This window comes from Bacillus salipaludis (assembly GCF_004358205.1).
In genome coordinates, this window is sequence record NZ_SMYO01000002.1 from 473,941 (window position 1) to 496,038 (window position 22,098).

The window sequence follows — 22,098 nt, forward strand, 5'->3', positions numbered from 1 at the left end:
TTCGATTTTTTCCGCATAATTTGTAGAATCTTACAATAAATTCCTGAAATTTAAAAAACTTTCCTAGAAGACCTCAATATTACTATATGTCCAGCAGTTTTCTTTGATTTTTGAAAAAGTGGCATAAAAATTGCATTTATAAAGTTTGTACTACTTAATGAAGATTTAACTATAAAACTAATAAATTAGGAGGAATTTTTTTATGGAAAAAACAGTCTCTAAGGCTATTTTGAATGCAAAAACGTATATTAACGGGATGTGGATGGATGGTGAAGGAGAACTTGTTGAAGTTGTTAGTCCTGTAAATGGAGAAATTATCGGTAACTACAGAAATAGCTCAATCGAACAAGTGAATTTAGCTATTAAAAGTGCAAAAGAGGCTCAGAAAGAGTGGGCAAATGTTCCATTATTAGATAAATTAGATTTACTTAAGAAAGCGGAAGAGCTCGGAAGAACAAAATATGGGGAAGAGATGGCCCGCTATATTACGTTAGAAATGGGAAAAACAATCACAGAGGCTCGTGAAGAAGTCTATGAACTTGGTATCTCTAACTTTGAACATGCGATTGGAGAAGTCCAAAGATTTAGAGGGTCTACACTGCCAAGTACTTTTGAAAGAACAAATAATAAAAGAATTCATATCACCCATGCTCCAATCGGAGTTGTAAGCGTAATCACACCATGGAATTTCCCGGTATCTCTATCAGCTGAACTTATCCCTTATGCATTGGCAGTGGGAAATACTGTAGTGTTTAAACCATCTGAAATTACCCCATTTAGCACTGAATTGCTGATTAGGCTATTTGATGAAGCAGGTTTTCCACCAGGGGTAGTTAATTTAGTTCAAGGAAAAGGGGACGTTGGAAACCGAATTGTAACTCATGAAGATGTACGTGGGGTTTGCTTTACAGGAAGTGCTGCTGTAGGTGAAAAGATCGCCCAAGCTGCTGGGTTAAAGAGAACTCTTTTAGAGTTAGGCGGTAACGGACCTCAAATTGTTATGGAAGATGCAAATTTAGAGGAAGCTGTAGAAGCTGCAATTAATGGTTGTTTTTATAATGCCGGCCAAGTGTGTACAGCAGCTGAACGAATCTTAGTTCATGAAAGTATACACGATGAGTTTGTTGATTTATTAGTTGAAAGAACTAAAAAAGTTCGTTTAGGTAACCCTTTAGAAGATGGTACAGAAATGGGACCATTATCGGGCCAACCAGTAGTAGATAAAATGAATGAACATATAAAGGATGCTGTCAATAAAGGTGCAAAAGTCGTTTATGGTGGGAATCACAGTGGTTTATATTATGAACCAACAATCCTCGTTAATGCAAATCAGTCTATGCTTTTAGGAAAAGAAGAAACCTTTGGCCCAATAGCACCAATTATTAAATTTAAAACTAGAGAAGAGGCAGTGGAGATTGCCAATGACACACCATATGGGCTTACCTCTTCAGTATTTACATCTGGCCTAGCAGATGCCTGGTATATGGCAGATAATCTCGAACATGGAACGGTTCATATAAATGAAAGCACGAATTATTGGGATTTCCTAGCACCATTTGGCGGCATGAAGAATAGCGGGAATGGAAGGATTTTAAGCCAATGGGTATTCCAACATTTAACAGAGGTGAAACAGATTACATTTGATCCAACAAAAGCAAAGCGGAAATAATCTTTTGTACAAAAAGCATGATCAATACTCCATAGCAAACTAGGAAGTAGAATGGAAGTGGTCAGTTGTTTCCCTTGACTGGCCCGCCGTTCTACTATCTTTTCTATCCATTTGAAGCCTTATGATAATTAATGAACTAGCAGGACTAATTCCTCTCACACCGAACATTCAATTTCGAAAATATTATTCTTAGTGTTTTATATATTTTTTTAGTTTCTAAAAATGAAGTGGGGGTGTTTAAAATACATACCAGGAATATGATGGGTTCTAATGACTTTGATATCGAGGTAAAGGGACAGAGTGCTTTATTGGAAGAAATTTTTGAAGGATTTAATGAGTATGATCGTATTGGTGTGGTAGTAAGGGAAACAGCAGGCGGAATCGGGGCCAGTGCACTTCTTATGTCAGCTGTAGCCCGGTTCTATGATTTCTTCCGACCTCAGCTTGGGTTTAAGCCTGACCAACTTGTCATTTATCCTCAGTTCTATATTTTTCATGTTGGAAAAAAACAATCTAGTTATTATTATCTTGATATTTGGCCGCCACACAAGGAAGTTGTGGTCGAAGATGAACCCGAACAGATTCTCGGAGCCATTAATGACCGGGGGATTACTAGATTGCTTGTAGAAGATATTCCACCAGTTAAAGCAAACTTTTTGAGAGAAACAGTGAGTGCTGCTAAACATCAAATAATTACCGCTTTAGCATACTCTCCTACTGGAAATGTAAAAGACTCTGATGTGAAAATAACTAGTTGTGAGGCTGCTGAAAAATGTGTTTTCGATAGTCTTCAAAATTCAAAGGAGCTCTCAAAAGATGTTGTTGATGGTATATTAGAATATCGGAAAAAATTAATGATTAATGGTCGAGTAACTGAAACTTATCGGAAAATCGATTTAGAGACAGCCTTAAATTTGCTTTCTCCTAAGAGTAGTGTGACAGGAGAACGTTATTATGCACTTTTAGAAGAATAATAATAGGTGATTGGATAAAGAAAAGTTTTACTCATTCGGAGGGAATATTTCTTGCAAGTGAATTTTCATCACTAATATGATAAGCGCTGTTTTGGTACGATTTATCGACAAAAAATTTCCCCGGAAACTTGACGATGTTCGTTTTCCAAAAGGCTTTGTCCCGGTTTATATCAAACGTTTGATTAAAAAAATAAGCGTCGGTAGCAGTCGATTCGTAAAGAATGGTGTTGGTTTTAACCATTTGGTTGGCTAATCCATATTTCATCTATTTCCGCATACTAAAGCCAGCAGGGAATGCCGGTAGAGAGTCCGAAAGCAAGAGAAAAAAAGGCCCGATAAAAAGGGCCTTTTTCCTACTCCATCCATCTTATTAGTAGAACATAAAGGATGCACCAACGATGATAAGGAGAATGAATAGTACAACGATTAACGCAAAATTATTTCCATGCCCGCTCATTTATTACACCTCCAGCATTGATTCTTTACACCAGAACGTGTATTGGTCATTAATAAACAAAAGCAGTACCAACAATAATTAAAAGGATAAATAATACTACGATTAAAACAAATGTACTGCCTCCGTAAAAACCACCGCCATAGCCATAACCACCGTATCCAAAGCACATAATGATCACCACCTGTTAGAAGATCTTAAATAGAACTTTCACTATGTATCATATTTCATAAAACAAAAGTGGCTTGGACAACTATCATATTGGTATCGAAAAATATACGATTTTCCTAAAAATGCAAAGAACGTCTGCCTTTATAGGCAAACGCTCTTTCATGAAAAGAAGGTAATGTAGAATATGTTGGTTCTACGCTGGTGGTAATCATAATATATGTACAAGATCATAAAATGGCATGGACAAGGGCTGATATTAAAGAATTAATTCTTGGTCTGTTCTTAAATAAAAATTTCTCAAAATAGGCTTAATCGGTTGGATACTCATTTAAACGATTGCATAGTCTAGAGTGTAGCCGAAAACCCATGTTCTTCCTTAACGCAAAGATTTGTTAGAGTAATCTCAATCAAAAAAGCCCAACTTGGGCTTTTTTGTATGTTTAATACTTTCTGCTTAATAAAAGAATACATGACCAATGGTATGGAATAAACTCATGTTAATGCAGTGATTTCTAATTCAAGAATCGAACCGGCGCCTGAATGGGCACAGCAAAATACGGAAAGTGATGTCCAAAGTGAACAAAGGATGTTGTGGATGGTAGTGATGGTACAATGACAATGGATATCCGTATCCCATGTGGGTTCCAATAAAAGGATATGGTATATGACCTGTTCCATAAGGATGATACATAGATTTTCACCTGCATTTTTAAAGGGAATTGTCTAACCTGCTTCATGTTATGGTCTGTAACTAGAAAAGAGCTTATCAATATTCAAATTAGGTTATTACCTACAAAGGATGACTTTTTTTTATTAAACGAAACCTTATCCTTTTTAATGATTACATTTGTGATTTTTCCATGTACTGTCATTCTATTTTTGTCCCACTTATAGCGGTTATCATTGCTCATGCGATCGGTTATGGTCCAGCCTAATATAGGATGGTTAGATTTTATAGTGGGGACACCGACTAAGAAAAAGTTTTTAATCGTATTTGCATTCGCTTTAAAAAATTCAAAGCATAAATAAGGAACATTTTATAATACCCCCATCCAAAAGGACGGGGGTATGCATGTTAGAAGGATTAAACTGAAATAACGAATTGCTGGTGGTGGTCGCTTCGCTGGTACTACTCCTTTTTGCAGCCTTTTTTAATTTCCTTGCGAACCACCGGAGCTACCTCCGTGGCAAATAGCTCTATGCTTTTAGCCACCTGATTAAACGGAACACCACCAATGTCCATTTGAGCTAGAAAGCGTTGATGCCCGAACAATTCATACTGTCGGAGAATTTTTTCAATCATTTCTTGGGGACTCCCGACGAACAAGCTGTTATTTGGACTAACCATTTGCTCAAAATCAGCTTCAGTGATATTATGTAGCATCCCGTTTTTCATATAAGACTTGAAGTAATTGGTATAATAAGGATAGAATTCTTTTTTCGCCTGTTGTGATGTTTTACTAAGATAACCATGTCCACCAACTGCCACCTTAAGTTTTGCTGGAATATGTCCTGCCTTTAATCCTTCACGCCGGTAGGCCTCAACGATTGGCTTAAAATAGCCAGGGTCTCCTCCTAGCACCGCTAACATTAGCCCTTGTCCCAGCCTGCCTGCTCGTTCTGCACTTTCTTGTGAACTTCCAACACCAATCCAAACGGGGATTCCCTGTTGAATGGGCCTAGGAGCAATCTCCGCGCCTTTAAGCTCCGAGCGGAACTGACCTTTCCAAGTAACGTGCTCATTCTCATTTAGTTTTAATAATAGATCTATCTTCTCTGCGAATAAATGATCATAGTCATCCAAGCTATAGCCGAACAGTGCAAATGATTCTAAAAACGCCCCTCTTCCTGCGACTATTTCTGCACGACCATTTGAAATAATATCTAATGTTGCAAAGTCCTCAAATAATCGGACCGGATCTGCTGTACTTAAAATAGTCGTTGCACTGATTAACTTAATTTGACGGGTAACTTGAGCGATAGCCGCTAATAAAACCGGTGGTGAGGATACAGCGAAATCTAAACGATGGTGCTCACCAATCCCAAACACATCCAGTCCCGCATCATCTGCCAGCTTGGCTGCCTCTACAATCTCATTTATACGTTGTTTTGCATTTATGATTTGACCAGTATAGGGATCTCTAAGTAGTTCCCCAAAAGTATAAATACCCATTTCAAATCCAGAATCATTTAATTTGATCTCTTTCCCCATAGGTCTCCTCCAACAAAGGTTATTGGGTCCGCGCGGAACTTATTCATCCGCTTTTAAATATGTATATGATGATTTTTTGGCCAATCCACTTTAAATGATTAAAAAAAGTAAATTTTAAATGGTTACGCAAGGTTAGAGGAACCAATCTTCATCCTCTAAAACGACCTTCTGCCTACGGTATAAATCCTATTGGTAAGAAAAAAAGGATGTTGATTTTGAAATATTTGGGAAAGTCTATTCCTTATAGAGGATATTTTTTAAAGACTAAGTACAAAAAAACAAGAATTATGTCGAATGATATAAGCGTTAAGCAAAAAGTCCGATCACATTAAGCAAGACAATGAGGTAATCTTCCTATAAAAAAAGTAAACTTTTTTAAGATTACATAACCTATCTATGTCTTTAATAATTAAAATTCTAAATTTAAACGTTTTTGAGGTGCAACTATGTCATTAAATATTAAAAGTAAAGTGTTAGAGAAGAAAAAAAAGAAGGAAATGCTTGTTCGTAGATTAGATTTGCTGCTGCAGCAAAATAAAAAATTGCAGACTGATAGAAAAGAATCGTAGACTCCAGAACTTGCCCCTGCACTTCATTTTATACATAAGTGGACAGGATATGCATAAATGTCAGGACAATAAAGAGTTCCTTGCCTTGGTACAGCCCCAAGCGCCCCTCCGAGTGAAACCGTACCATGAATCACCCCCAGCAAATTTCAAAAGTTTTACAAAAAAAATGACTCCTACCAGAAATAATGTATCTTTTTTCTGGTAGGAGCCATTAGCCTCTCGGCTTTTATGATGAACTCCATTGATTACTAGAAAGGAAAAGTCTTCATTTACCGTTACAATCATGATGAATGGAGCTTTTTATTCTTTGCCCAATGCTGAATGTCTTTTTCCATAGCTAAAGTAAATAATTAAACCAATCAATAGCCATACGATGAAACTGATCCATGTTATGGATGGAAGTTGCAGGACTAAATATCCGCAGGATAGGAAGGCTAGGATTGGAATCCATGGTACAAACGGAACGCGGAAACCTTGTTTTGGCGGACCTTGTTTTTTACGTAAAAACAAAATGCCGATCGAAACGGACATGAACGCAAATAGCGTGCCGATATTCGTTAATTCAGCCAGCTTACCAAGTGGGATTAAGCCAGAAAAAATAGAAACGAGAACAAAGGTAATCCACGTATTTACAACCGGTGTTTTCGTTTTCTTATTTATTTTTGAAAAAGCCTTTGGAAGCAGTCCATCTCGGCTGATGGAATAAAACAAGCGGGTTTGTCCATAAACCATGACGATTAGAACGGTTGTAATCCCAGCAATGGCTCCAAGGGAGATGAAACCAGCAATCCAGTCCTGATGAATGTAATTAAGTCCAAATGCGACAGGATTTTTTACATCAAGTAATTGATAGGGAACAATTCCTGTTAATACCGCTGATACTGCCACATATAGAATCGTACAGACGATCAGGGATGCAATAATTCCAATTGGCATATTGCGCTGTGGGTTTTTTACTTCTTCCGCTGCTGTTGAGACTGCGTCAAAACCAATATAGGCATAGAAGGCTGTTGCAGCTCCAGCTGTTACCCCTGAGAATCCGAACGGCATAAAAGGAGTCCAGTTAGCAGGCTTCACATACCATGCACCGACACCAAGAAATAGGAGAACAACCAATATTTTTATAATTACCATGATGGCATTAAAACGTGCTGATTCTTTTGCTCCTCTTGTTAACATGAATGCGACGATCAGAGTGATTAAAATGGCTGGTACATCTATATACGTACCATGTGCCGGGTCATATGCGCTCGAGATGGCTTTAGGAAAGTGGATCCCAAATCCGGCAATTAAACCTTGAAAGTAACCCGACCATCCGCTGGCAACAGAAGCACTGGCAAATCCATATTCGAGAATTAAATCCCAGCCTAGGATCCAGGCGATAATTTCGCCAAAAGTGGCATAACTATAGGTGTAAGCACTGCCTGATACGGGTACCGTAGAAGCAAACTCTGCATAGCAAAGGGCAGCGAACACACAGACGAGCCCAGAAATAATAAAGGATAGGACTAGGGCTGGACCTGCATGTTGGGCTGCGGCGACCCCGGTCAGAACAAAAATTCCAGTTCCAACAATGGCGCCAATTCCGAGCATCGTTAAGTCAAAGGCGCCTAACTCTTTCTTTAATGAAACCTCTTTTCTTCCTGACTCTTTTATTAAATCTTGAATGGATTTTTTTCTAAACAAATCCATATGATAGTTCCTCCTCAAATCAAAATCAACTAAATATTCTGATAAAATGAACAAATAAGAATCATAGCGATTTTTGTCGAATTTCACAACGAAATTAATAATATAATTTATTTTGGAAAAAATCAATATTTTCTAAAGACCATGAGGACGGTTCTGCTGGCTTTTTTTTTGAGCATGAGAACCGTCCCTGTGGAATCGAAGATATTTTACATAGGTTTTACCAATTATTAAAATTTGATTAAAATTCTATAATCCAGTACCTTATTTCTTGATTAAGCCAATCTCAATCAATCTTTCATACCTTTTTCACTTGTAGTAATTAATGCTAAGATAAACAAGTACTACAATGATCGAATAGAGGGGTATAAATGAAATTAGATGAATTTACAGTTGGGCAGGTTTATAAAACAAAATTATTCAAATTAACAAAAGAGGATATTATGAGGTTTGCAGCGGAATATGACCCTCAATATATGCATTTGGATGAGGAAAGGGCAAATCAGGGAAGGTTTCAGGGAATCATTGCTTCCGGTATCCATACGCTAGCCATTTCATTTAAGCTTTTGGTGGAAGAAGGAATCTATGGGGACGATATCATTGCAGGAACACAGATGAATCATCTTAAATTTATGAAGCCCGTGTATCCTGGAGATGAATTGCAAGTCATTTGTAAGGTTATGGATAAAAAAGCAATGAAAAATCAAACGGGGATTCTTACGTTACAATTATCTACATTCAATGATAAAGAAGAAAAAGTTTTTGAGGGCGAGATGTCCACATTGATGGAGCGATGAAGGGGAGACCGAGGGGACGGTTCTGCCGGCTTTTTTATTCCAAGAAATTTATAAAATAGACCAAGAGAACCGTCCCTGTGGAACCTACAACTCTTGTTGAGCAGGCCGAACAATCATCTCACTTACAGCTGCGTCTGCTGGTTGTTCAATGGTGAAGCTAATCGCACGGGCAATATTTTCGGCTTCAATCGCACCTTTGTACAGTTCATCGAATGCCGCTTTTAGTTTAGGTTCTGTAATCGTTTCTGTTAATTCGGTGCTAATCGCTCCTGGCGAGATAATGGTTGTACGAATATTGTTGCGAAACTCTTCTTTGCGGAGACCTTCCGTAATGGCACGTACGGCAGATTTGGTAGCACTATAAACTGAACTAGCTGGCCATACTCCGTATCCGGCAACGGAAGAAAGATTAATAATATGACCCGATTTTCTTTCTCTCATGGATGGAAGGCAAGCCGCTATTCCATAAAGTACGCCTTTAATATTGACATCAATCATTGTATTCCATTCTTCAATTTTTTTCTTATAGAGGAATGATTGAGGCATTACGCCTGCATTATTCACTAAGACATCGATTTTCCCAAACTCTTTCAGAGTATACTCCGCTAACTCTTCCATTTGTTCATGCGAAGTCACATCTGTCACCTTGTATGTAGCTTGTCCGCCATTTCTTTGAATCTCTTCTTGCAGTTTCTTTAGACGATCTTCACGTCGAGCCGCCAGTACCAACTTCGCCCCTTTTGATGCAAGTTCTTTTGCGGTCGCTTCCCCAATTCCGCTGGAGGCGCCTGTAATGATCACCACTCTATCTTGAATCGTAGACATTCTGGATAACATCCTTTCTTAATACTATTATGGGTCAGCCAAAAAAATCGCCCGGGATAACGGATTTTTGGCTATCATCAGTTTAACACTTTCAAGAGTGAACATGGGACCGGGCTTGTTATTTGAACCATGAGAACCGTCTATTTGGTGTACTGCTTTAGTGATGGGAGTGGTCAGTTTTTCCATGCAATTTGGGGCACTTTTCGTAGTAATTATCCAAGGAAAGCCAAAAAATAAATATTGATATAATTCCTAATCCGATACTTGTTATTCTACTCATATTGGTAATAACCATAATGACATCAATAAACAATGAAATTATTACGAGCGAAATCGTTATTGCATTCCTTAAAACTCTAGTTGATGAAGGTTTCTTTTTGACCTCTTCAATTATTGGTGACGGTTCCAAAAGAGGATGTTCCATCTTATTCATCTCCATTCGAGTATTTTTAAAGATTATACAAATAAATAATTATAGTTACTATCCACTAGGAAAAATGTTTACATTATTTATAAAAATTTAACAAAAGATAATGCTCCATATCCTCCTCATCTCGTTCAATTTGTTCTGTCTTTCCAGAGAGTTAGAAGGACAAAAACCAATGAAAAAGCTGGAAACTGTCTTTCCAGAGTGCTGGAAGGACAAACTCTGTTGAAAAAGCTGAAACCTGTCTATCCAGAGTGTCTGGAGGGACAAAATCTAATGAAAAAGCTGGAAACTGTCTATCCAGAGTGTCTGGAAGGACAAACTCTGTTGAAAAAACTGGAAACTGTCTATCCAGAGTGTCTGGAAGGACAAACTCTGTTGAAGAAGCTGGAAACTGTCTTTCCAGAGTGTCTGGAAGGACAAAATCTAATGAAAAAGCTGGAAACTGTCTATCCAGAGTGTCTGGAAGGACAAAATCTGTTGAAAAAACTGGAAACTGTCTATCCAGAGTGGCTGGAAGGACAAAATCTGTTGAAGAAGCTGAAACCTGTCTTTCCAGAGTGTTTGGAAGGACAAAATCTGTTGAAGAAGCTGGAAACTGTCCTTCCAGAGTGTCTGGAAGGACAAAATCTAATAAAAAAGCTGGAAACTGTCTTTCCAGTTTGCTCGAGGGACAAAATCTGTTGAAAAAGCTGAAACCTGTGTCTGGAAGGACAAAATCTGTTGAAGAAGCTGGAAACTGTCCTTCCAGAGTGTCTGGAAGGACAAAATCTAATAAAAAAGCTGGAAACTGTCTTTCCAGTTTGCTCGAGGGACAAAATCTGTTGAAAAAGCTGAAACCTGTGTCTGGAAGGACAAAATCTGTTGAAGAAGCTGAAACCTGTCTTTCCAGAGTGTCTGGAAGGACAAAATCTGTTGAAAAAGCTGGAAACTGTCTATCCAGAGTGTCTGGAAGGACAAAATCTAATGAAAGAGCTGAAAACTGTCTTTCCAGAGTGTCTGGAAGGACAAAATCTGTTGAAAAAGCTGGAAACTGTCTATCCAGAGTGTCTGGAAGGACAAAATCTAATGAAAGAGCTGAAAACTGTCTTTCCAGAGTGTCTGGAAGGACAAAATCTGTTGAAAAAGCTGGAAACTGTCTATCCAGAGTGTCTGGAAGGACAAAATCTGTTGAAAAAACTGAAAACTGTCTTTCCAGAGTGTCTGGAAGGACAAAATCTGTTGAAGAAGCTGGAAACTGTCTTTCCAGAGTGGCTGGAAGGACAAAATCTAATGAAAAAGCTGAAACCTGTCTTTCCAGAGTGTCTGGAAGGACAAAATCTGTTGAAAGAGACGATCCTATTTTGTTTCTACAATTAATTGTTAATTTTGTAAAACAATCTGACCTTTCTCCTTCCCGAAAGGCATTGAGGAAGGTATGATGAAACATGGCCATATTATTGCAGTTGACAATTTATGATGGCTGATTATAAAATTTAATGGAATTGAATATTAAAACCTGTCTTCGGATGTGGATTTTTCTAGAGTAACTCTAGTTTCGCCACACAATTACCTTATTGGTAATTGTGTGGCTTTTTTTATTGTAAAGGCTGTGTTAAAGGACAATGTTGATTTTTTGACCTTGTTGATTGGAGCGGAAAGCGAAGTGCCTGGAGCGGAAATCAACAACTAGGTTTAACAGAGTCTTATTGTAAAAAAGGAGGTAAAGATTTTGAAACTTTGGCATTATGCATTAATTGTATTTTTAGGTGGATGCTGTTACGGAGTATTATCAACATTTGTCAAACTTGCCTACTCAGCAGGTTTTTCAGCGCCAGAGGTAACAGGTGGACAATTCTTTTTCGGAACCGTGCTGATTTGGATCGTTTTTTTGTTTACAAAAAAGGCAAAAGTAACGTTTAAACAAATCTTCAAACTGCTAGTATCCGGAATTCCGGTTGGCTTATCAGGTTTATTTTATTATCAGTCACTGCAAACACTTGATGCTTCATTGGCCATCATTTTTTTATTTCAATTTATTTGGATGGGTACGCTTTTTGAGTGGATATTTCATAAGAAAAAGCCGTCCAAAGAAAAGCTTGTTTCTATATCCATCCTACTCATTGGTTCTGGTTTAGCTGCAAATATTATTTCACAAGAGGGAGCTGCTCTCTCTTGGCAAGGAATGATTTGGGGTGTGCTTGCTGCTTTCATGCATACCACTTTCATTTTTCTGAGTGGTTCAGTTGAGAAAGATACTCCTCCGGTGCTAAAAAGTGCTCTTCTTACTACCGGTGCATTAATCGTTGTATTTGCATTATATCCACCAACATTTCTATTCGACTTTTCTGTCTTAACGGGTTTGGCGCCATACGGGCTTTTTCTTGGTTTATTTGGAGTTGCTCTTCCACCGCTTTTATTTTCAATTGGAATGCCTCATATTGGACCAGGGCTTGGCACCATATTAGTTGCTTCCGAACTTCCAGTAGCCGTTACCCTGTCTTCGTTCGTTTTGACGGAACCCGTGAGTTGGTCTCAGTGGATTGGAGTATTCCTCATACTAGGAGGTATTATAAGTGGAAATGTCCGGTACGGCAAAAGAAAAATCGATTCTTTTGATGAACAAAAGATGGCCCAATGAGAGGGTATGAATAGGGTGCAATAAAAAACGAATGTCCCATGAAAATGGTAATTTAAAAGTAGGGGAACGTGCGAATAGTAGTTTACAGCGTTATATACTTAGGAGAAAAATAATCTGAGCCAGGCGCCCGCCTGGCTTCTCGCTATTTGAAATTATTAATTGATATAGACCAAGAGAAATGTTCCTGTTCGTACTGCCTTTTACAAGTTTAAAAGGTTTAATAACGACGACAACTTGTTTATTTCCGCGAGTGGCTTATGGTCGGTTAATGGTTCCCGGCTCCGGTGGTTAAACCAAATCGCATTCCAACCAGCTGAAATCGGCCCCACGACATCATTTTCCCAGGTATCCCCTACATAGAGGAGGTGCTCCGCAGGGAGATCAATCTTTTTTGCGGCTGTATGAAAAAGCTGGGGATTTGGTTTGGCAAAACCGACTTGGTCGGAAATAAATATCAGCTCTTCATTAATAAAATCTTGAAGTCCGAGCTGGCTGATTTTATTTTGCTGATGAGTGATAGGACCGTTTGTAATGAGCCCAACCACGATCCCTTTCCTCTTTAAGGCGTCGAAAACAGAAGGGACTTCTGTAAATAAGATGGGGGTATTTAGATTATTTTCATAGTTCTCCTGAAATCGCACAGCTTCTTGCTCAGATATCCCTTTCCCCAGGTTTTCTAATGTTGCTATGATTCTGTTGATCCTGAGCTGCTCCAAAGAAATGTTTCCTTGCGTGTAGTCCTTCCAAAAATAATCACTATAATATCTGAACTTTTTATAAGCGGTATTAAAATCAGGCATGGATGGCCAATGATAAAATGTATCAAGCAGCGCCTTGGCAAAAGGGGCCTGATGATCATGCAGCGTATCATCCAAATCAAAAAAAACAGCTTTAATCTCCATCGCAATCTCCTTTCCATTAACGAGACCAAGCCTACTGGCCCTCTCCTAAAAAAACAAGAGAACCGTCCCAGTGGCTTTATAATTCTTTAACCGTTTCACCTTCAACTAATTCCGGCTGATAGTAGTTTTCATTTGGTAAATCTTTCTTTCCTTGTAACTTTTTAATGACCCAATCCGCTGCATCACGGCCCATTTGTTCTTGTGGGTGTGTCAAGGTAGTTAGCTTGATATTTGCATTTTTGGCAATATAAGAATTGTCCTGGCCAATAATGGATAGTTTTTCCGGTACAGAAATATCCAGTTGTCTGCATACATTTGCCACTTCTAACCCTACCTCGTCGTTATAGCAAACCATTGCCGTCAACTCGTCTCTATTTTCAATGAGGAACTTCTTCAAGTTACTGGATAGGTCCGGCTTCGTCTCGGTCGTATAGGAAAGCACTTGCTCCGGCTGAAATCGCAATTTGGCTTCTCCAAGCGCTTTGATGTACCCCTTCATACGAAACTTTCCTTGTAAATCATCGGTTTTTGAAATCAGTCCAATTTGTGTGTGTCCCTTTGAAATCAACTCTTTTGTTGCAAGATAGCTGGATTGCACATCATCTAGACATAAAAAAGGAACTTCCAATTCTTCATAATACGCATTGATCATGATGAAGGGGACATCCTGCTCCTTAAACGAAAGGTAGTAAGCAATATTGGGATTGTACAAATTGCTTTTCGTAGGTTCAATGATCAATCCATCCACGCCATAGGACAACATCATTTCCAATGCCTTCTTTTCTTGTTCTACATCGTTATTTGTACTGGCTAACAGCAACGAATAATTATCCTCCTTCAATCTTCTTTCAATTCCGCGAATAATGGAAGGGAAAATGTAATCCGAAATGTAAGTCGTGATGACCCCAATCGTTTTATTCGTAGAATTTCCACCGGATTTTGCTTGATATTTGTTACTGACATACGTGCCAGATCCTTTTTCACTTCTTAGGAATCCCTCATTCGCCAGTTCTAAAATGGCCTTTCGAACCGTGTGTCTGCTCACATTGTACGTTTCTTGCAGGTCGGATTCAGTTGGAATTTTTTCGTCTAACTTGTAATCTCCTGAAAGGATTTTACTTTTAATCTCATCAATGATGATCTGATACTTTGTTTTCATTTACCTCACTCTTTCATAGTTGTTCACTTACGAATGAATTCGCTCGAAAAATTTGTATGGACATATTTTACCATAGTTTTAAATGAACCAACATATCACGCTTATTTTTATAAAAAATACCAATTTTCCGATTGTATTTTTACACGAGTATTTTATCCAAATAAGGAGAGTAGGGCAAAATCCTATTAAAACTATTTGTGTGGACCTTTAATATAATTATTGACAAATGTACGTACAGAAAATATACTAGGGGTGTAAATAAGTTAAGCAAAAGGAAATCGCCTCCTTACGAAGATAAATCATGACAGATGGAATTGAAACCGCTATCGGAAAGGGGATTCACGTGAAAACGAATCGAGCAGACATAAAACAAGCGATTGCCAAAGGAGAAACTTCCCTTGGAATCGAATTCGGATCCACACGTATCAAAGCGGTGTTGATTGATCATCGTTTTGAAACCATAGCCTCTGGAAGTTATGAGTGGGAAAACCGCTTGGAAGATGGATTTTGGACGTACAACTTAGTCGATATTATCACTGGATTGCAAACAGCTTATAGTGAAATGAAACAAGAAGTGGAACGAAATTATGGGATTACCATTCGAACCATTGGTTCTATTGGATTTTCTGCCATGATGCACGGTTATATGGCATTCGATCGTACTGGCGAGCTGCTTGTTCCGTTTCGGACTTGGCGCAATGCAACAACTGGTGTTGCAGCAAAAGAATTAACGGATCGATTCCGATTTAATATCCCTGAACGGTGGAGTATTGCCCACTTGTATCAAGCCATATTAAATGAGGAAAGTCATTTGCCCCGGATTGATTTTATTACCACTTTAGCTGGATATATTCACTGGTTACTAACGGGTAAAAAGGCCATTGGCATTGGGGATGCTTCGGGCATGTTCCCCATGGATGAATCGACACAGGATTACCATGAAGCGATGGTCCAGCAATTTGATGAACTCATTGCACCAAAAGGTTATCCATGGAGGCTAAGGGATATTCTTCCCGAAGTTTGTATATCAGGCGAACAGGCAGGTACCTTAACCGAAGTTGGAGCAAAAATTCTCGATCAATCACAAAATCTGCAACCGGGCGTTCCGCTTTGTCCGCCGGAAGGTGATGCCGGAACAGGGATGGTGGCGACGAACAGTGTGAGGAAACGGACTGGAAACGTCTCAGTCGGAACTTCCGTTTTTGCCATGATTGTTTTAGAGAAAGAACTTTCAAAGGTATACCCGGAAATTGATTTGGTCACGACACCAAACGGCAGTCCGGTGGCAATGGTCCATGCAAATAACTGTTCAAGTGACCTCAATGCCTGGCTAGGATTGTTCCGTGAATTTTCGGAGGCAATGGGACAAAAGATTGAAACGAATCAATTATTTGAAGTGATGTTGAATAAGGCGCTCGAAGCCGACTCAGATGGCGGCGGGCTGTTAAGCTACGGTTATTTCTCAGGTGAAAATATTACAGGGTTAGAAAAGGGACGGCCATTATTTGTCCGGACACCCGAGAGTCATTTCAATTTAGCGAACTTCATGCGGACTCATCTTTTTACCGCTTTTGGAGCTTTGAAAATCGGAATGGATATTTTAACAAAGAATGAAAGCGTCGCCATTGATAGCATTTTAGCTCACGGCGGTTTATTTAAAACCCCCGTTGTTGGACAGAAAATTGTTGCAGCTACCATGAATGCACCCGTTTCTGTTATGGCAACGGCCGGGGAAGGCGGAGCGTGGGGAATGGCGATTCTTGCATCTTATATGTTGAACAAACATCAAAATGAAAGTTTAGAAGAATTCCTCGACCTAAAAGTATTTGAAGAGGTTGATAGGATTGAAATGTATCCTGACCGATTGGATGTTAAAGGATTTGAAGCATTTATTGAACGATACAAGAAAGGTTTAATGATTGAACAGGCTGCAGTAGAAACCTTGATCGTATGAGTGGGAAACGGGAGGAATGAACGTGTTAGAACAACTGAAAGAAGAAGTATTTCAAGCCAATTTGGACTTACCGAAGCATGGACTTGTGAAATACACATGGGGAAATGCAAGTGGCATTGATCGCGAAAGCGGTTTATTCGTCATCAAGCCCAGCGGTGTTGATTATGAAAAGATGAAACCGAGTGATATGGTGGTGGTTGATTTAGAGGGCAAGGTGGTTGAAGGAGAGTTGAACCCTTCATCCGATACACCGACACATGCCGTACTGTATAAGCATTACCCGGAAATCGGAGGCATCGTGCACACTCATTCCACATGGTCGACCATTTGGGCTCAAGCAGGTCTTGATGTTCCTGCGATGGGAACCACACATGCAGACACCTTCTATGGTCCCGTTCCATGTGCCCGCTTTTTGACACAGGAGGAGATTGATCGTGGGTATGAAGTGGAAACCGGTAAAGTCATCATTGAAACATTTGAAGAGCGCGGTTTGGATATTTTGGCCGTTCCCGGTGTCTTACTGCATGGCCATGCTCCATTTACGTGGGGGAAAGATGTAAAATCGGCTGTCATGAATAGCGTGGTGTTGGAAGAAGTTTCGAAGATGAATTTATTTGCCCGAGAATTAAATCGTTTTGCTGAAGTATTACCACAACGTATTTTAGATAAGCACTACTTGAGAAAACATGGGGAAAATGCTTATTACGGTCAAAAACAACACATTCTATCAAACTAAGAAAAGAGGATCATAATGACCACAACAGAAAAAAGAGAGTTTTGGTTTGTCGTAGGTTCACAGCATCTTTATGGGGAAGAAGCGTTAGCAGAAGTCAAAGCACATGCACAAACGATGACCAATGCATTAAATGAAAGCGGTGTTTTCCCTTATCCACTTGTATTGCAAGATTTGGCTGTTAGTGCCGATAAAATCACAAGCATTATGAAAGAAGTCAACTATCGGGACGAAGTTGCCGGTGTCATCACGTGGATGCATACGTTCTCACCTGCGAAAATGTGGATTCGCGGAACCAAATTATTGCAAAAGCCATTGCTTCACTTAGCAACCCAATTTAATGAAAGCATTCCTTGGGCCACGATTGATATGGACTTCATGAACTTGAACCAATCTGCTCATGGAGACCGTGAGTATGGCTTTATCAATGCCCGTTTGAAAAAACAAAATAAAGTGGTCGTCGGTTATTGGCAACGCGCTGAAGTGCAAAAGCAAATTGCAGAATGGATGGACGTAGCAGTTGCTTATAATGAAAGCTTTAACATCAAAGTTGCCCGCTTTGGCGATAACATGCGAAACGTTGGCGTTACCGAAGGGGATAAGGTCGAAGCACAAATTCAATTTGGGTGGACAGTGGATTACTTTGGTATCGGTGACCTTGTTCAATACGTGAATGCTGTTACGGACGAAGAAATTGATGCATTATTTGCAGAATATGAAAACCTTTATGAATTTGATTATGGTCCATACAGCAGGGAAGATTGGGAGAAGAGCGTAAAAGTTCAAGCGAGCTATGAAATCGCCATGAAACGTTTCCTTGATGATGGCGGTTACAATGCCTTCACAACGAACTTTGAAGATTTATATGGGATGAAACAGCTTCCTGGTCTTGCCGTTCAACGTTTGATGGAACAAGGATATGGCTTTGCTGGTGAAGGAGATTGGAAGACGGCGGCGCTCGATCGCCTGCTCAAAGTCATGAGCCATAACCAATCAACCGGCTTTATGGAAGATTACACCTATGAATTAGCGGTTGGTCAAGAATCAGCCCTTCAATCCCATATGCTTGAAGTAGACCCCACTTTGGCAAGCAACAAACCAAAAATTATCGTCTCTCCATTAGGGATTGGGAATCGTGAGGATCCGGCACGTTTAGTATTTGACGGTAAAGCAGGAGACGGTGTAGTGGTTTCCATGGCCGACTTTGGAACCCATTACAAGCTGTTGATCAACGAAGTTTCTGCCTTTGAGCCGACTGTTCCAGCACCAAACCTTCCAGTGTCCCGTGTCATTTGGAAGATTCGGCCGAACTTCCAAGATGGGGTGAAAGCTTGGATTGAGAATGGCGGCGGTCACCATACAGTGGTTTCTTTGAATTTAACAACAGACCAAATGATCACGTATGCAAAACTTGTTGATTTGGATTATGTTGTGATTAAATAATGACTTTTCTCTCCGAGGAGGCTTTGCTTCCTTGGGGGTATTAGTACTTTCCATTGGAAGCGATATCAGTATTCCGAAAATTGGAAAATGATAGAGGGACAATAAGCGTTATAATCAAAACATGGTCTCCTTATTTGTAAGCGGGATCATGGATTTTAGGAAAAGTTGAAAGCGTTTAATCAGCGGAATGAAACTATGTGATTTATGGGGAAAAACAGTTTTTATTTCTTAGGCTGTGTTAAAGAACATTGTTGATTTTTTACCCCGTTGATTGGAGTGGAAGGCACGAAGACTCCTGCGGGAGTACGGGGCAGGGGAGACCCACAGGAGCGAAGCGACGAGGAGGCTCCCCGTCACGCCCGCGGAAAGCGAAGTGCCTGGAACGGAAATCAACACACTAATTTAACACAGCCATTTCTTAAAAAGCCATCCTTATTTTAAGTAGTAGGATTTTTAACAATATAATTTTAAAACCTTGAGGGGGAACTTTAATGGTTAATGAAAAGAAAATCTCAAGTGGCTTCATTTATTTTTTTGGGGCTTTTGCCGGCATTCTTTTCGGTTATGATATCGGCGTTATGACGGGTGCTTTGCCTTTCCTGCAACATGATTGGAACCTTCAAAACGACGCTGGTGCTATTGGCTGGATTACCTCATCAGTGATGTTTGGAGCTATTTTTGGAGGTGCCTTGGCCGGACAACTTTCTGATCGTTTAGGACGGCGCAAAATGATTTTAATATCTGCTTTAATTTTTGTTGTTGGATCGATTTTGTCAGGAATCGCCCCTCATAATGGGATATTTTATTTGATTGTTGCTCGGATTTTATTAGGATTGGCTGTTGGTGCTGCTTCTGCGTTGGTCCCAGCCTATATGTCAGAAATGGCGCCTGCCCGTTTACGTGGACGTCTGTCCGGTATTAATCAAACCATGATTGTTTCCGGAATGTTGCTTTCGTACATTGTTGATTATTTATTGAAAGATTTACCAGAAACCATGGCATGGCGGTTGATGCTTGGTTTGGCTGCTGTACCTGCTTTGATCTTATTTTTTGGAATGTTAAAATTACCCGAATCACCACGTTTTTTGATCAAGAACCATAAATTTGATGAAGCTCGTAAGGTGTTGGGCTATATTCGCTCTAACAAACAAGAAATTGAATCTGAAATCACGCAAATTCAAGAAGCTGCCAGAGAGGAAAGAAAGGCAAAGCAAAAAGCATCATGGGGTACACTCTTTAGTAATAAATACCGTTATTTAGTCATTGCCGGTGTGGGTGTTGCTGCTTTTCAACAATTCCAAGGCGCAAACGCAATTTTTTATTACATTCCTTTGATTGTAGAAAAAGCAACAGGGCATGCGGCTAGTTCAGCGTTGATGTGGCCCATTATTCAAGGAGTTATTCTCGTACTAGGTTCATTCATATTCCTAATGATTGCTGATAAATTTAATCGCCGTACTTTATTAACCGTAGGCGGAACGATTATGGGGCTATCCTTTATTTTGCCGGCCATATTGAATTCATTAATTCCTAATGCAAGTCCGATGATGATGGTTGTTTTTTTAAGTATCTATGTAGCACTTTATTCCTTCACGTGGGCTCCTTTAACTTGGGTCATCGTTGGAGAAATTTTCCCGCTAGCCATTCGCGGGCGTGCGTCTGGATTCGCTTCATCTTTTAACTGGATTGGTTCTTTCTTGGTTGGATTGCTATTTCCAATCATGACCGCTTCCATGTCTCAAGAAGCTGTTTTTGCCATCTTCGGTGTTATTTGTATACTTGGAGTTTTCTTTATCCGGACACGCGTTCCTGAAACGCGCGGTCGTAGTTTAGAGGAAATTGAAAAAATTGGAGAAAATAAAAAAATTAACGGAAAAAGTGCGTAAAGAAAGGCCAGGGGACGGTTCTCCTGGCTTTTTGAATGGAAATCCGCAGGTCGGCACATATATTTGCTAGTTTGGTCCATATATCGGAAAAATGGCACATAAACTGAGTGAAATGGAACATAAAAAGAACGAGATACAATAATAAGCAGAATCTCCGATGAAAATGGTAATTAAGAAGGATGCTTACATGCTTGTAAGAATAGGGGGGGTGGCAACTAAACGGCCAGCCCCCCTATTAGGTATTATTTTAAAAAATTAAAGGAAACGTAAATGCAACGATAGCTGCCCAAAGTGCGTAGACCGGCAAATACTTCGTAACGGCATCTTGGATAGGTGAAGGCCCGGTTTTGTTTTGTAGAAATCGCATATAGGAGAGCATAATCCATATTAGGTTTGCCCAGATCAGTATGTTGACGCCTAAAACAGCAAGTCTATTGGGCGTAATCCCATAAGAAGAAAGTCTGAACACGATGGCTGACAAAGCCACACTGTCAATGATTAGTGCAAGAACAATTAAGGCAAAGTTGATATAATCTGAAATGGTCTTTTTCTCGTCTGTGTCGCTTTCAGTAATGGAAAATATGGTGACAGCCAATACACCAAGAAGGATTCCGTTGAAAGCAATCAGGAAATTGCGGTCCAAGAATGGATTTTTCCCGACCAAAATCACCGTTATCAGATAGACCAACAATGTGGCCAGGACAAGCGGGCTAAAAATTTTCGCTATATAGGGTGTAATATTTTTAGCAAATTTAAGATTCATGGAAACAAGGTAAGCAGCCACAATCGCGAGAGCCGCAGCGCCAAATACAACGATATTTCTAAAATAGAAGTCTTCTATATTCAAGCCGACAAAGCTAAATAACCGCATGGTTAATCCTGCTAGCAGCATTCCGCAAACTGCCATGCTCGCGTAGAGAATACCGAATTCTAAATTAAATTTAAGATAGGCTAATCTTGTGCTGCCTTCCCCATATTCATTTCCTGTAAATGCAAGCCCAACCAATCCCCATAAGAAAATGGGAAGGTGTATATAAGCTAAGATCATACTGTCTTTATAATTCAATGGCAGCATATTAAGGTAAATCCCGGAGATGAGGAACAGCGCTGCAAGGGAAATCACAACCATTTTTTTGGGGGGATTCTTGTATACAAAATAGGCTGCAATAAAGGGAAGTATACCGAAAGCAAGATTAATGGGTGCAATGGTTTGCTGTTCGACATAATGGAAAATGATCCTGGTGCATATCCCGGCCAGAATCGCTAACAGACCCATGAATAAGAAACCTTTCTGAAGCAAGAAAGCTTTTTCAGTATTTGATGTCTCCTTGAAATGCAATCTTTCATACCAAACGGCAAGAACCTGCGAATCAGGGCTTTGCTCCCAGACATGTGGGAATGACTTTTTAAATGCTTTAGGGTCTTTTCTAAACAGTCTCTCCAGCTCATGGGGGTTTGCGATATTTTTATTAATCAAATTGTTCATGTCCATGGTTCAACCTCCCTCAATCATTGTTTATTTGATTTTAAAACATTATTTATTGTTTATCAATAAATTTTTATTAGTTTTCATAATATTTTTGTTGTAGATTAGAAGACCGCGGGGACGGTTCT

The 22,098-nt window shown here is 39.5% G+C and carries 19 protein-coding genes; 9 read left to right on the forward strand and 10 right to left on the reverse strand.

The features are described from left to right. Positions 1–202: 202 nt before the first annotated feature. Both E2K98_RS04955 and E2K98_RS04960 read left to right on the forward strand, forming a co-directional pair. Entirely contained in the window at positions 203–1,669 is a 1,467-nt protein-coding gene (locus tag E2K98_RS04955; RefSeq protein ID WP_133333151.1) for an aldehyde dehydrogenase family protein, read from the forward strand. 257 nt (positions 1,670–1,926) lie between these two features. Beyond that, entirely contained in the window at positions 1,927–2,643 is a 717-nt protein-coding gene (locus E2K98_RS04960; RefSeq protein ID WP_235824717.1) for a hypothetical protein, read from the forward strand. Positions 2,644–2,674: 31 nt separating this feature from the next. On the opposite strand, the gene E2K98_RS04965 is transcribed toward E2K98_RS04960, so the two are convergent. The 6 genes from E2K98_RS04965 to E2K98_RS04985 all read right to left on the reverse strand — a co-directional run bounded on the left by E2K98_RS04965 (position 2,675) and on the right by E2K98_RS04985 (position 7,741). After that, the gene (locus E2K98_RS04965; RefSeq protein ID WP_133333152.1) at positions 2,675–2,908 is read right to left on the reverse strand and encodes a hypothetical protein; all 234 of its coding nucleotides are present in this window, start codon (positions 2,906–2,908) and stop codon (positions 2,675–2,677) included. A 105-nt stretch (positions 2,909–3,013) separates the two neighbouring features. Continuing rightward, complete coding sequence (locus E2K98_RS04970; protein WP_133333238.1) at positions 3,014–3,100, reverse strand: YjcZ family sporulation protein; 87 nt, start codon at positions 3,098–3,100, stop codon at positions 3,014–3,016. A 49-nt stretch (positions 3,101–3,149) separates the two neighbouring features. Further along, positions 3,150–3,269 (reverse strand): YjcZ family sporulation protein, encoded by a 120-nt coding sequence (locus E2K98_RS04975; protein WP_081810731.1) that lies wholly within the window; start codon positions 3,267–3,269, stop codon positions 3,150–3,152. Positions 3,270–3,760: 491 nt separating this feature from the next. Further along, complete coding sequence (locus E2K98_RS30775) at positions 3,761–3,946, reverse strand: hypothetical protein (RefSeq protein ID WP_165976175.1); 186 nt, start codon at positions 3,944–3,946, stop codon at positions 3,761–3,763. A 451-nt stretch (positions 3,947–4,397) separates the two neighbouring features. Continuing rightward, positions 4,398–5,480 (reverse strand): LLM class flavin-dependent oxidoreductase, encoded by a 1,083-nt coding sequence (locus E2K98_RS04980; RefSeq protein ID WP_133333153.1) that lies wholly within the window; start codon positions 5,478–5,480, stop codon positions 4,398–4,400. An 869-nt stretch (positions 5,481–6,349) separates the two neighbouring features. Beyond that, positions 6,350–7,741, reverse strand: coding sequence for an amino acid permease (locus E2K98_RS04985; RefSeq protein WP_133333154.1), 1,392 nt, complete (start codon positions 7,739–7,741; stop codon positions 6,350–6,352). Positions 7,742–8,109: 368 nt separating this feature from the next. Here E2K98_RS04985 and E2K98_RS04990 point away from each other — a divergent pair, with 368 nt between their 5' ends. Beyond that, positions 8,110–8,535 (forward strand): MaoC family dehydratase, encoded by a 426-nt coding sequence (locus tag E2K98_RS04990; protein ID WP_133333155.1) that lies wholly within the window; start codon positions 8,110–8,112, stop codon positions 8,533–8,535. Between the two features lie 84 nt (positions 8,536–8,619). Here E2K98_RS04990 and E2K98_RS04995 read toward each other — a convergent pair whose 3' ends face one another. After that, positions 8,620–9,360, reverse strand: a complete 741-nt coding sequence (locus tag E2K98_RS04995) for an SDR family oxidoreductase (RefSeq protein WP_133333156.1) — start codon at positions 9,358–9,360, stop codon at positions 8,620–8,622. A gap of 783 nt (positions 9,361–10,143) precedes the next feature. On the opposite strand from E2K98_RS04995, the gene E2K98_RS05000 reads away from it, so the two are divergent. Next, a complete protein-coding gene (locus E2K98_RS05000) occupies positions 10,144–11,208 on the forward strand; it encodes a hypothetical protein (RefSeq protein WP_133333157.1) in 1,065 nt (354 codons plus the stop codon). Between the two features lie 290 nt (positions 11,209–11,498). Further along, positions 11,499–12,407, forward strand: a complete 909-nt coding sequence (locus tag E2K98_RS05005; RefSeq protein WP_133333158.1) for a DMT family transporter — start codon at positions 11,499–11,501, stop codon at positions 12,405–12,407. 200 nt (positions 12,408–12,607) lie between these two features. Here E2K98_RS05005 and E2K98_RS05010 read toward each other — a convergent pair whose 3' ends face one another. Further along, complete coding sequence (locus E2K98_RS05010; RefSeq protein WP_133333159.1) at positions 12,608–13,309, reverse strand: HAD family hydrolase; 702 nt, start codon at positions 13,307–13,309, stop codon at positions 12,608–12,610. A 76-nt stretch (positions 13,310–13,385) separates the two neighbouring features. Then, a complete protein-coding gene (locus E2K98_RS05015) occupies positions 13,386–14,468 on the reverse strand; it encodes a GntR family transcriptional regulator (protein WP_133333160.1) in 1,083 nt (360 codons plus the stop codon). Between the two features lie 301 nt (positions 14,469–14,769). Here E2K98_RS05015 and E2K98_RS05020 point away from each other — a divergent pair, with 301 nt between their 5' ends. The 4 genes from E2K98_RS05020 to E2K98_RS05040 all read left to right on the forward strand — a co-directional run bounded on the left by E2K98_RS05020 (position 14,770) and on the right by E2K98_RS05040 (position 20,484). After that, a complete protein-coding gene (locus E2K98_RS05020) occupies positions 14,770–16,422 on the forward strand; it encodes a xylulokinase (protein ID WP_407921202.1) in 1,653 nt (550 codons plus the stop codon). A 22-nt stretch (positions 16,423–16,444) separates the two neighbouring features. Further along, the gene (locus E2K98_RS05025; RefSeq protein WP_133333161.1) at positions 16,445–17,158 is read left to right on the forward strand and encodes an L-ribulose-5-phosphate 4-epimerase; all 714 of its coding nucleotides are present in this window, start codon (positions 16,445–16,447) and stop codon (positions 17,156–17,158) included. 15 nt (positions 17,159–17,173) lie between these two features. Further along, positions 17,174–18,598, forward strand: a complete 1,425-nt coding sequence (gene araA / locus E2K98_RS05030) for an L-arabinose isomerase (protein WP_133333162.1) — start codon at positions 17,174–17,176, stop codon at positions 18,596–18,598. A 491-nt stretch (positions 18,599–19,089) separates the two neighbouring features. After that, positions 19,090–20,484: a sugar porter family MFS transporter gene (locus E2K98_RS05040; protein WP_133333163.1), complete on the forward strand. Its 1,395-nt coding sequence runs from the start codon at positions 19,090–19,092 to the stop codon at positions 20,482–20,484. 247 nt (positions 20,485–20,731) lie between these two features. Here E2K98_RS05040 and E2K98_RS05045 read toward each other — a convergent pair whose 3' ends face one another. Beyond that, positions 20,732–21,976 carry a DUF4153 domain-containing protein gene (locus tag E2K98_RS05045; RefSeq protein ID WP_133333164.1) on the reverse strand — a complete coding sequence of 415 codons (1,245 nt, stop codon included), beginning with the start codon at positions 21,974–21,976 and terminating at the stop codon, positions 20,732–20,734. Between the last annotated feature and the right edge of the window lie 122 nt (positions 21,977–22,098).

What these genes read in the sequence shown, in the direction of transcription:
- E2K98_RS04955 (WP_133333151.1), top strand. Translation starts at nt 203, where the DNA reads ATGGAAAAAACAGTCTCTAAGGCTATTTTGAATGCAAAAACGTATATT.
- E2K98_RS05045 (WP_133333164.1), bottom strand. Translation starts at nt 21,976, where the DNA reads ATGGACATGAACAATTTGATTAATAAAAATATCGCAAACCCCCATGAG.
- E2K98_RS04980 (WP_133333153.1), bottom strand. Translation starts at nt 5,480, where the DNA reads ATGGGGAAAGAGATCAAATTAAATGATTCTGGATTTGAAATGGGTATT.
- E2K98_RS04995 (WP_133333156.1), bottom strand. Translation starts at nt 9,360, where the DNA reads ATGTCTACGATTCAAGATAGAGTGGTGATCATTACAGGCGCCTCCAGC.
- araA (WP_133333162.1), top strand. Translation starts at nt 17,174, where the DNA reads ATGACCACAACAGAAAAAAGAGAGTTTTGGTTTGTCGTAGGTTCACAG.
- E2K98_RS05020 (WP_407921202.1), top strand. Translation starts at nt 14,770, where the DNA reads ATGACAGATGGAATTGAAACCGCTATCGGAAAGGGGATTCACGTGAAA.
- E2K98_RS05010 (WP_133333159.1), bottom strand. Translation starts at nt 13,309, where the DNA reads ATGGAGATTAAAGCTGTTTTTTTTGATTTGGATGATACGCTGCATGAT.
- E2K98_RS04975 (WP_081810731.1), bottom strand. Translation starts at nt 3,269, where the DNA reads ATGTGCTTTGGATACGGTGGTTATGGCTATGGCGGTGGTTTTTACGGA.
- E2K98_RS04990 (WP_133333155.1), top strand. Translation starts at nt 8,110, where the DNA reads ATGAAATTAGATGAATTTACAGTTGGGCAGGTTTATAAAACAAAATTA.
- E2K98_RS04960 (WP_235824717.1), top strand. Translation starts at nt 1,927, where the DNA reads ATGATGGGTTCTAATGACTTTGATATCGAGGTAAAGGGACAGAGTGCT.
- E2K98_RS04965 (WP_133333152.1), bottom strand. Translation starts at nt 2,908, where the DNA reads ATGAAATATGGATTAGCCAACCAAATGGTTAAAACCAACACCATTCTT.
- E2K98_RS04985 (WP_133333154.1), bottom strand. Translation starts at nt 7,741, where the DNA reads ATGGATTTGTTTAGAAAAAAATCCATTCAAGATTTAATAAAAGAGTCA.
- E2K98_RS04970 (WP_133333238.1), bottom strand. Translation starts at nt 3,100, where the DNA reads ATGAGCGGGCATGGAAATAATTTTGCGTTAATCGTTGTACTATTCATT.
- E2K98_RS05040 (WP_133333163.1), top strand. Translation starts at nt 19,090, where the DNA reads ATGGTTAATGAAAAGAAAATCTCAAGTGGCTTCATTTATTTTTTTGGG.
- E2K98_RS30775 (WP_165976175.1), bottom strand. Translation starts at nt 3,946, where the DNA reads ATGGAACAGGTCATATACCATATCCTTTTATTGGAACCCACATGGGAT.
- E2K98_RS05015 (WP_133333160.1), bottom strand. Translation starts at nt 14,468, where the DNA reads ATGAAAACAAAGTATCAGATCATCATTGATGAGATTAAAAGTAAAATC.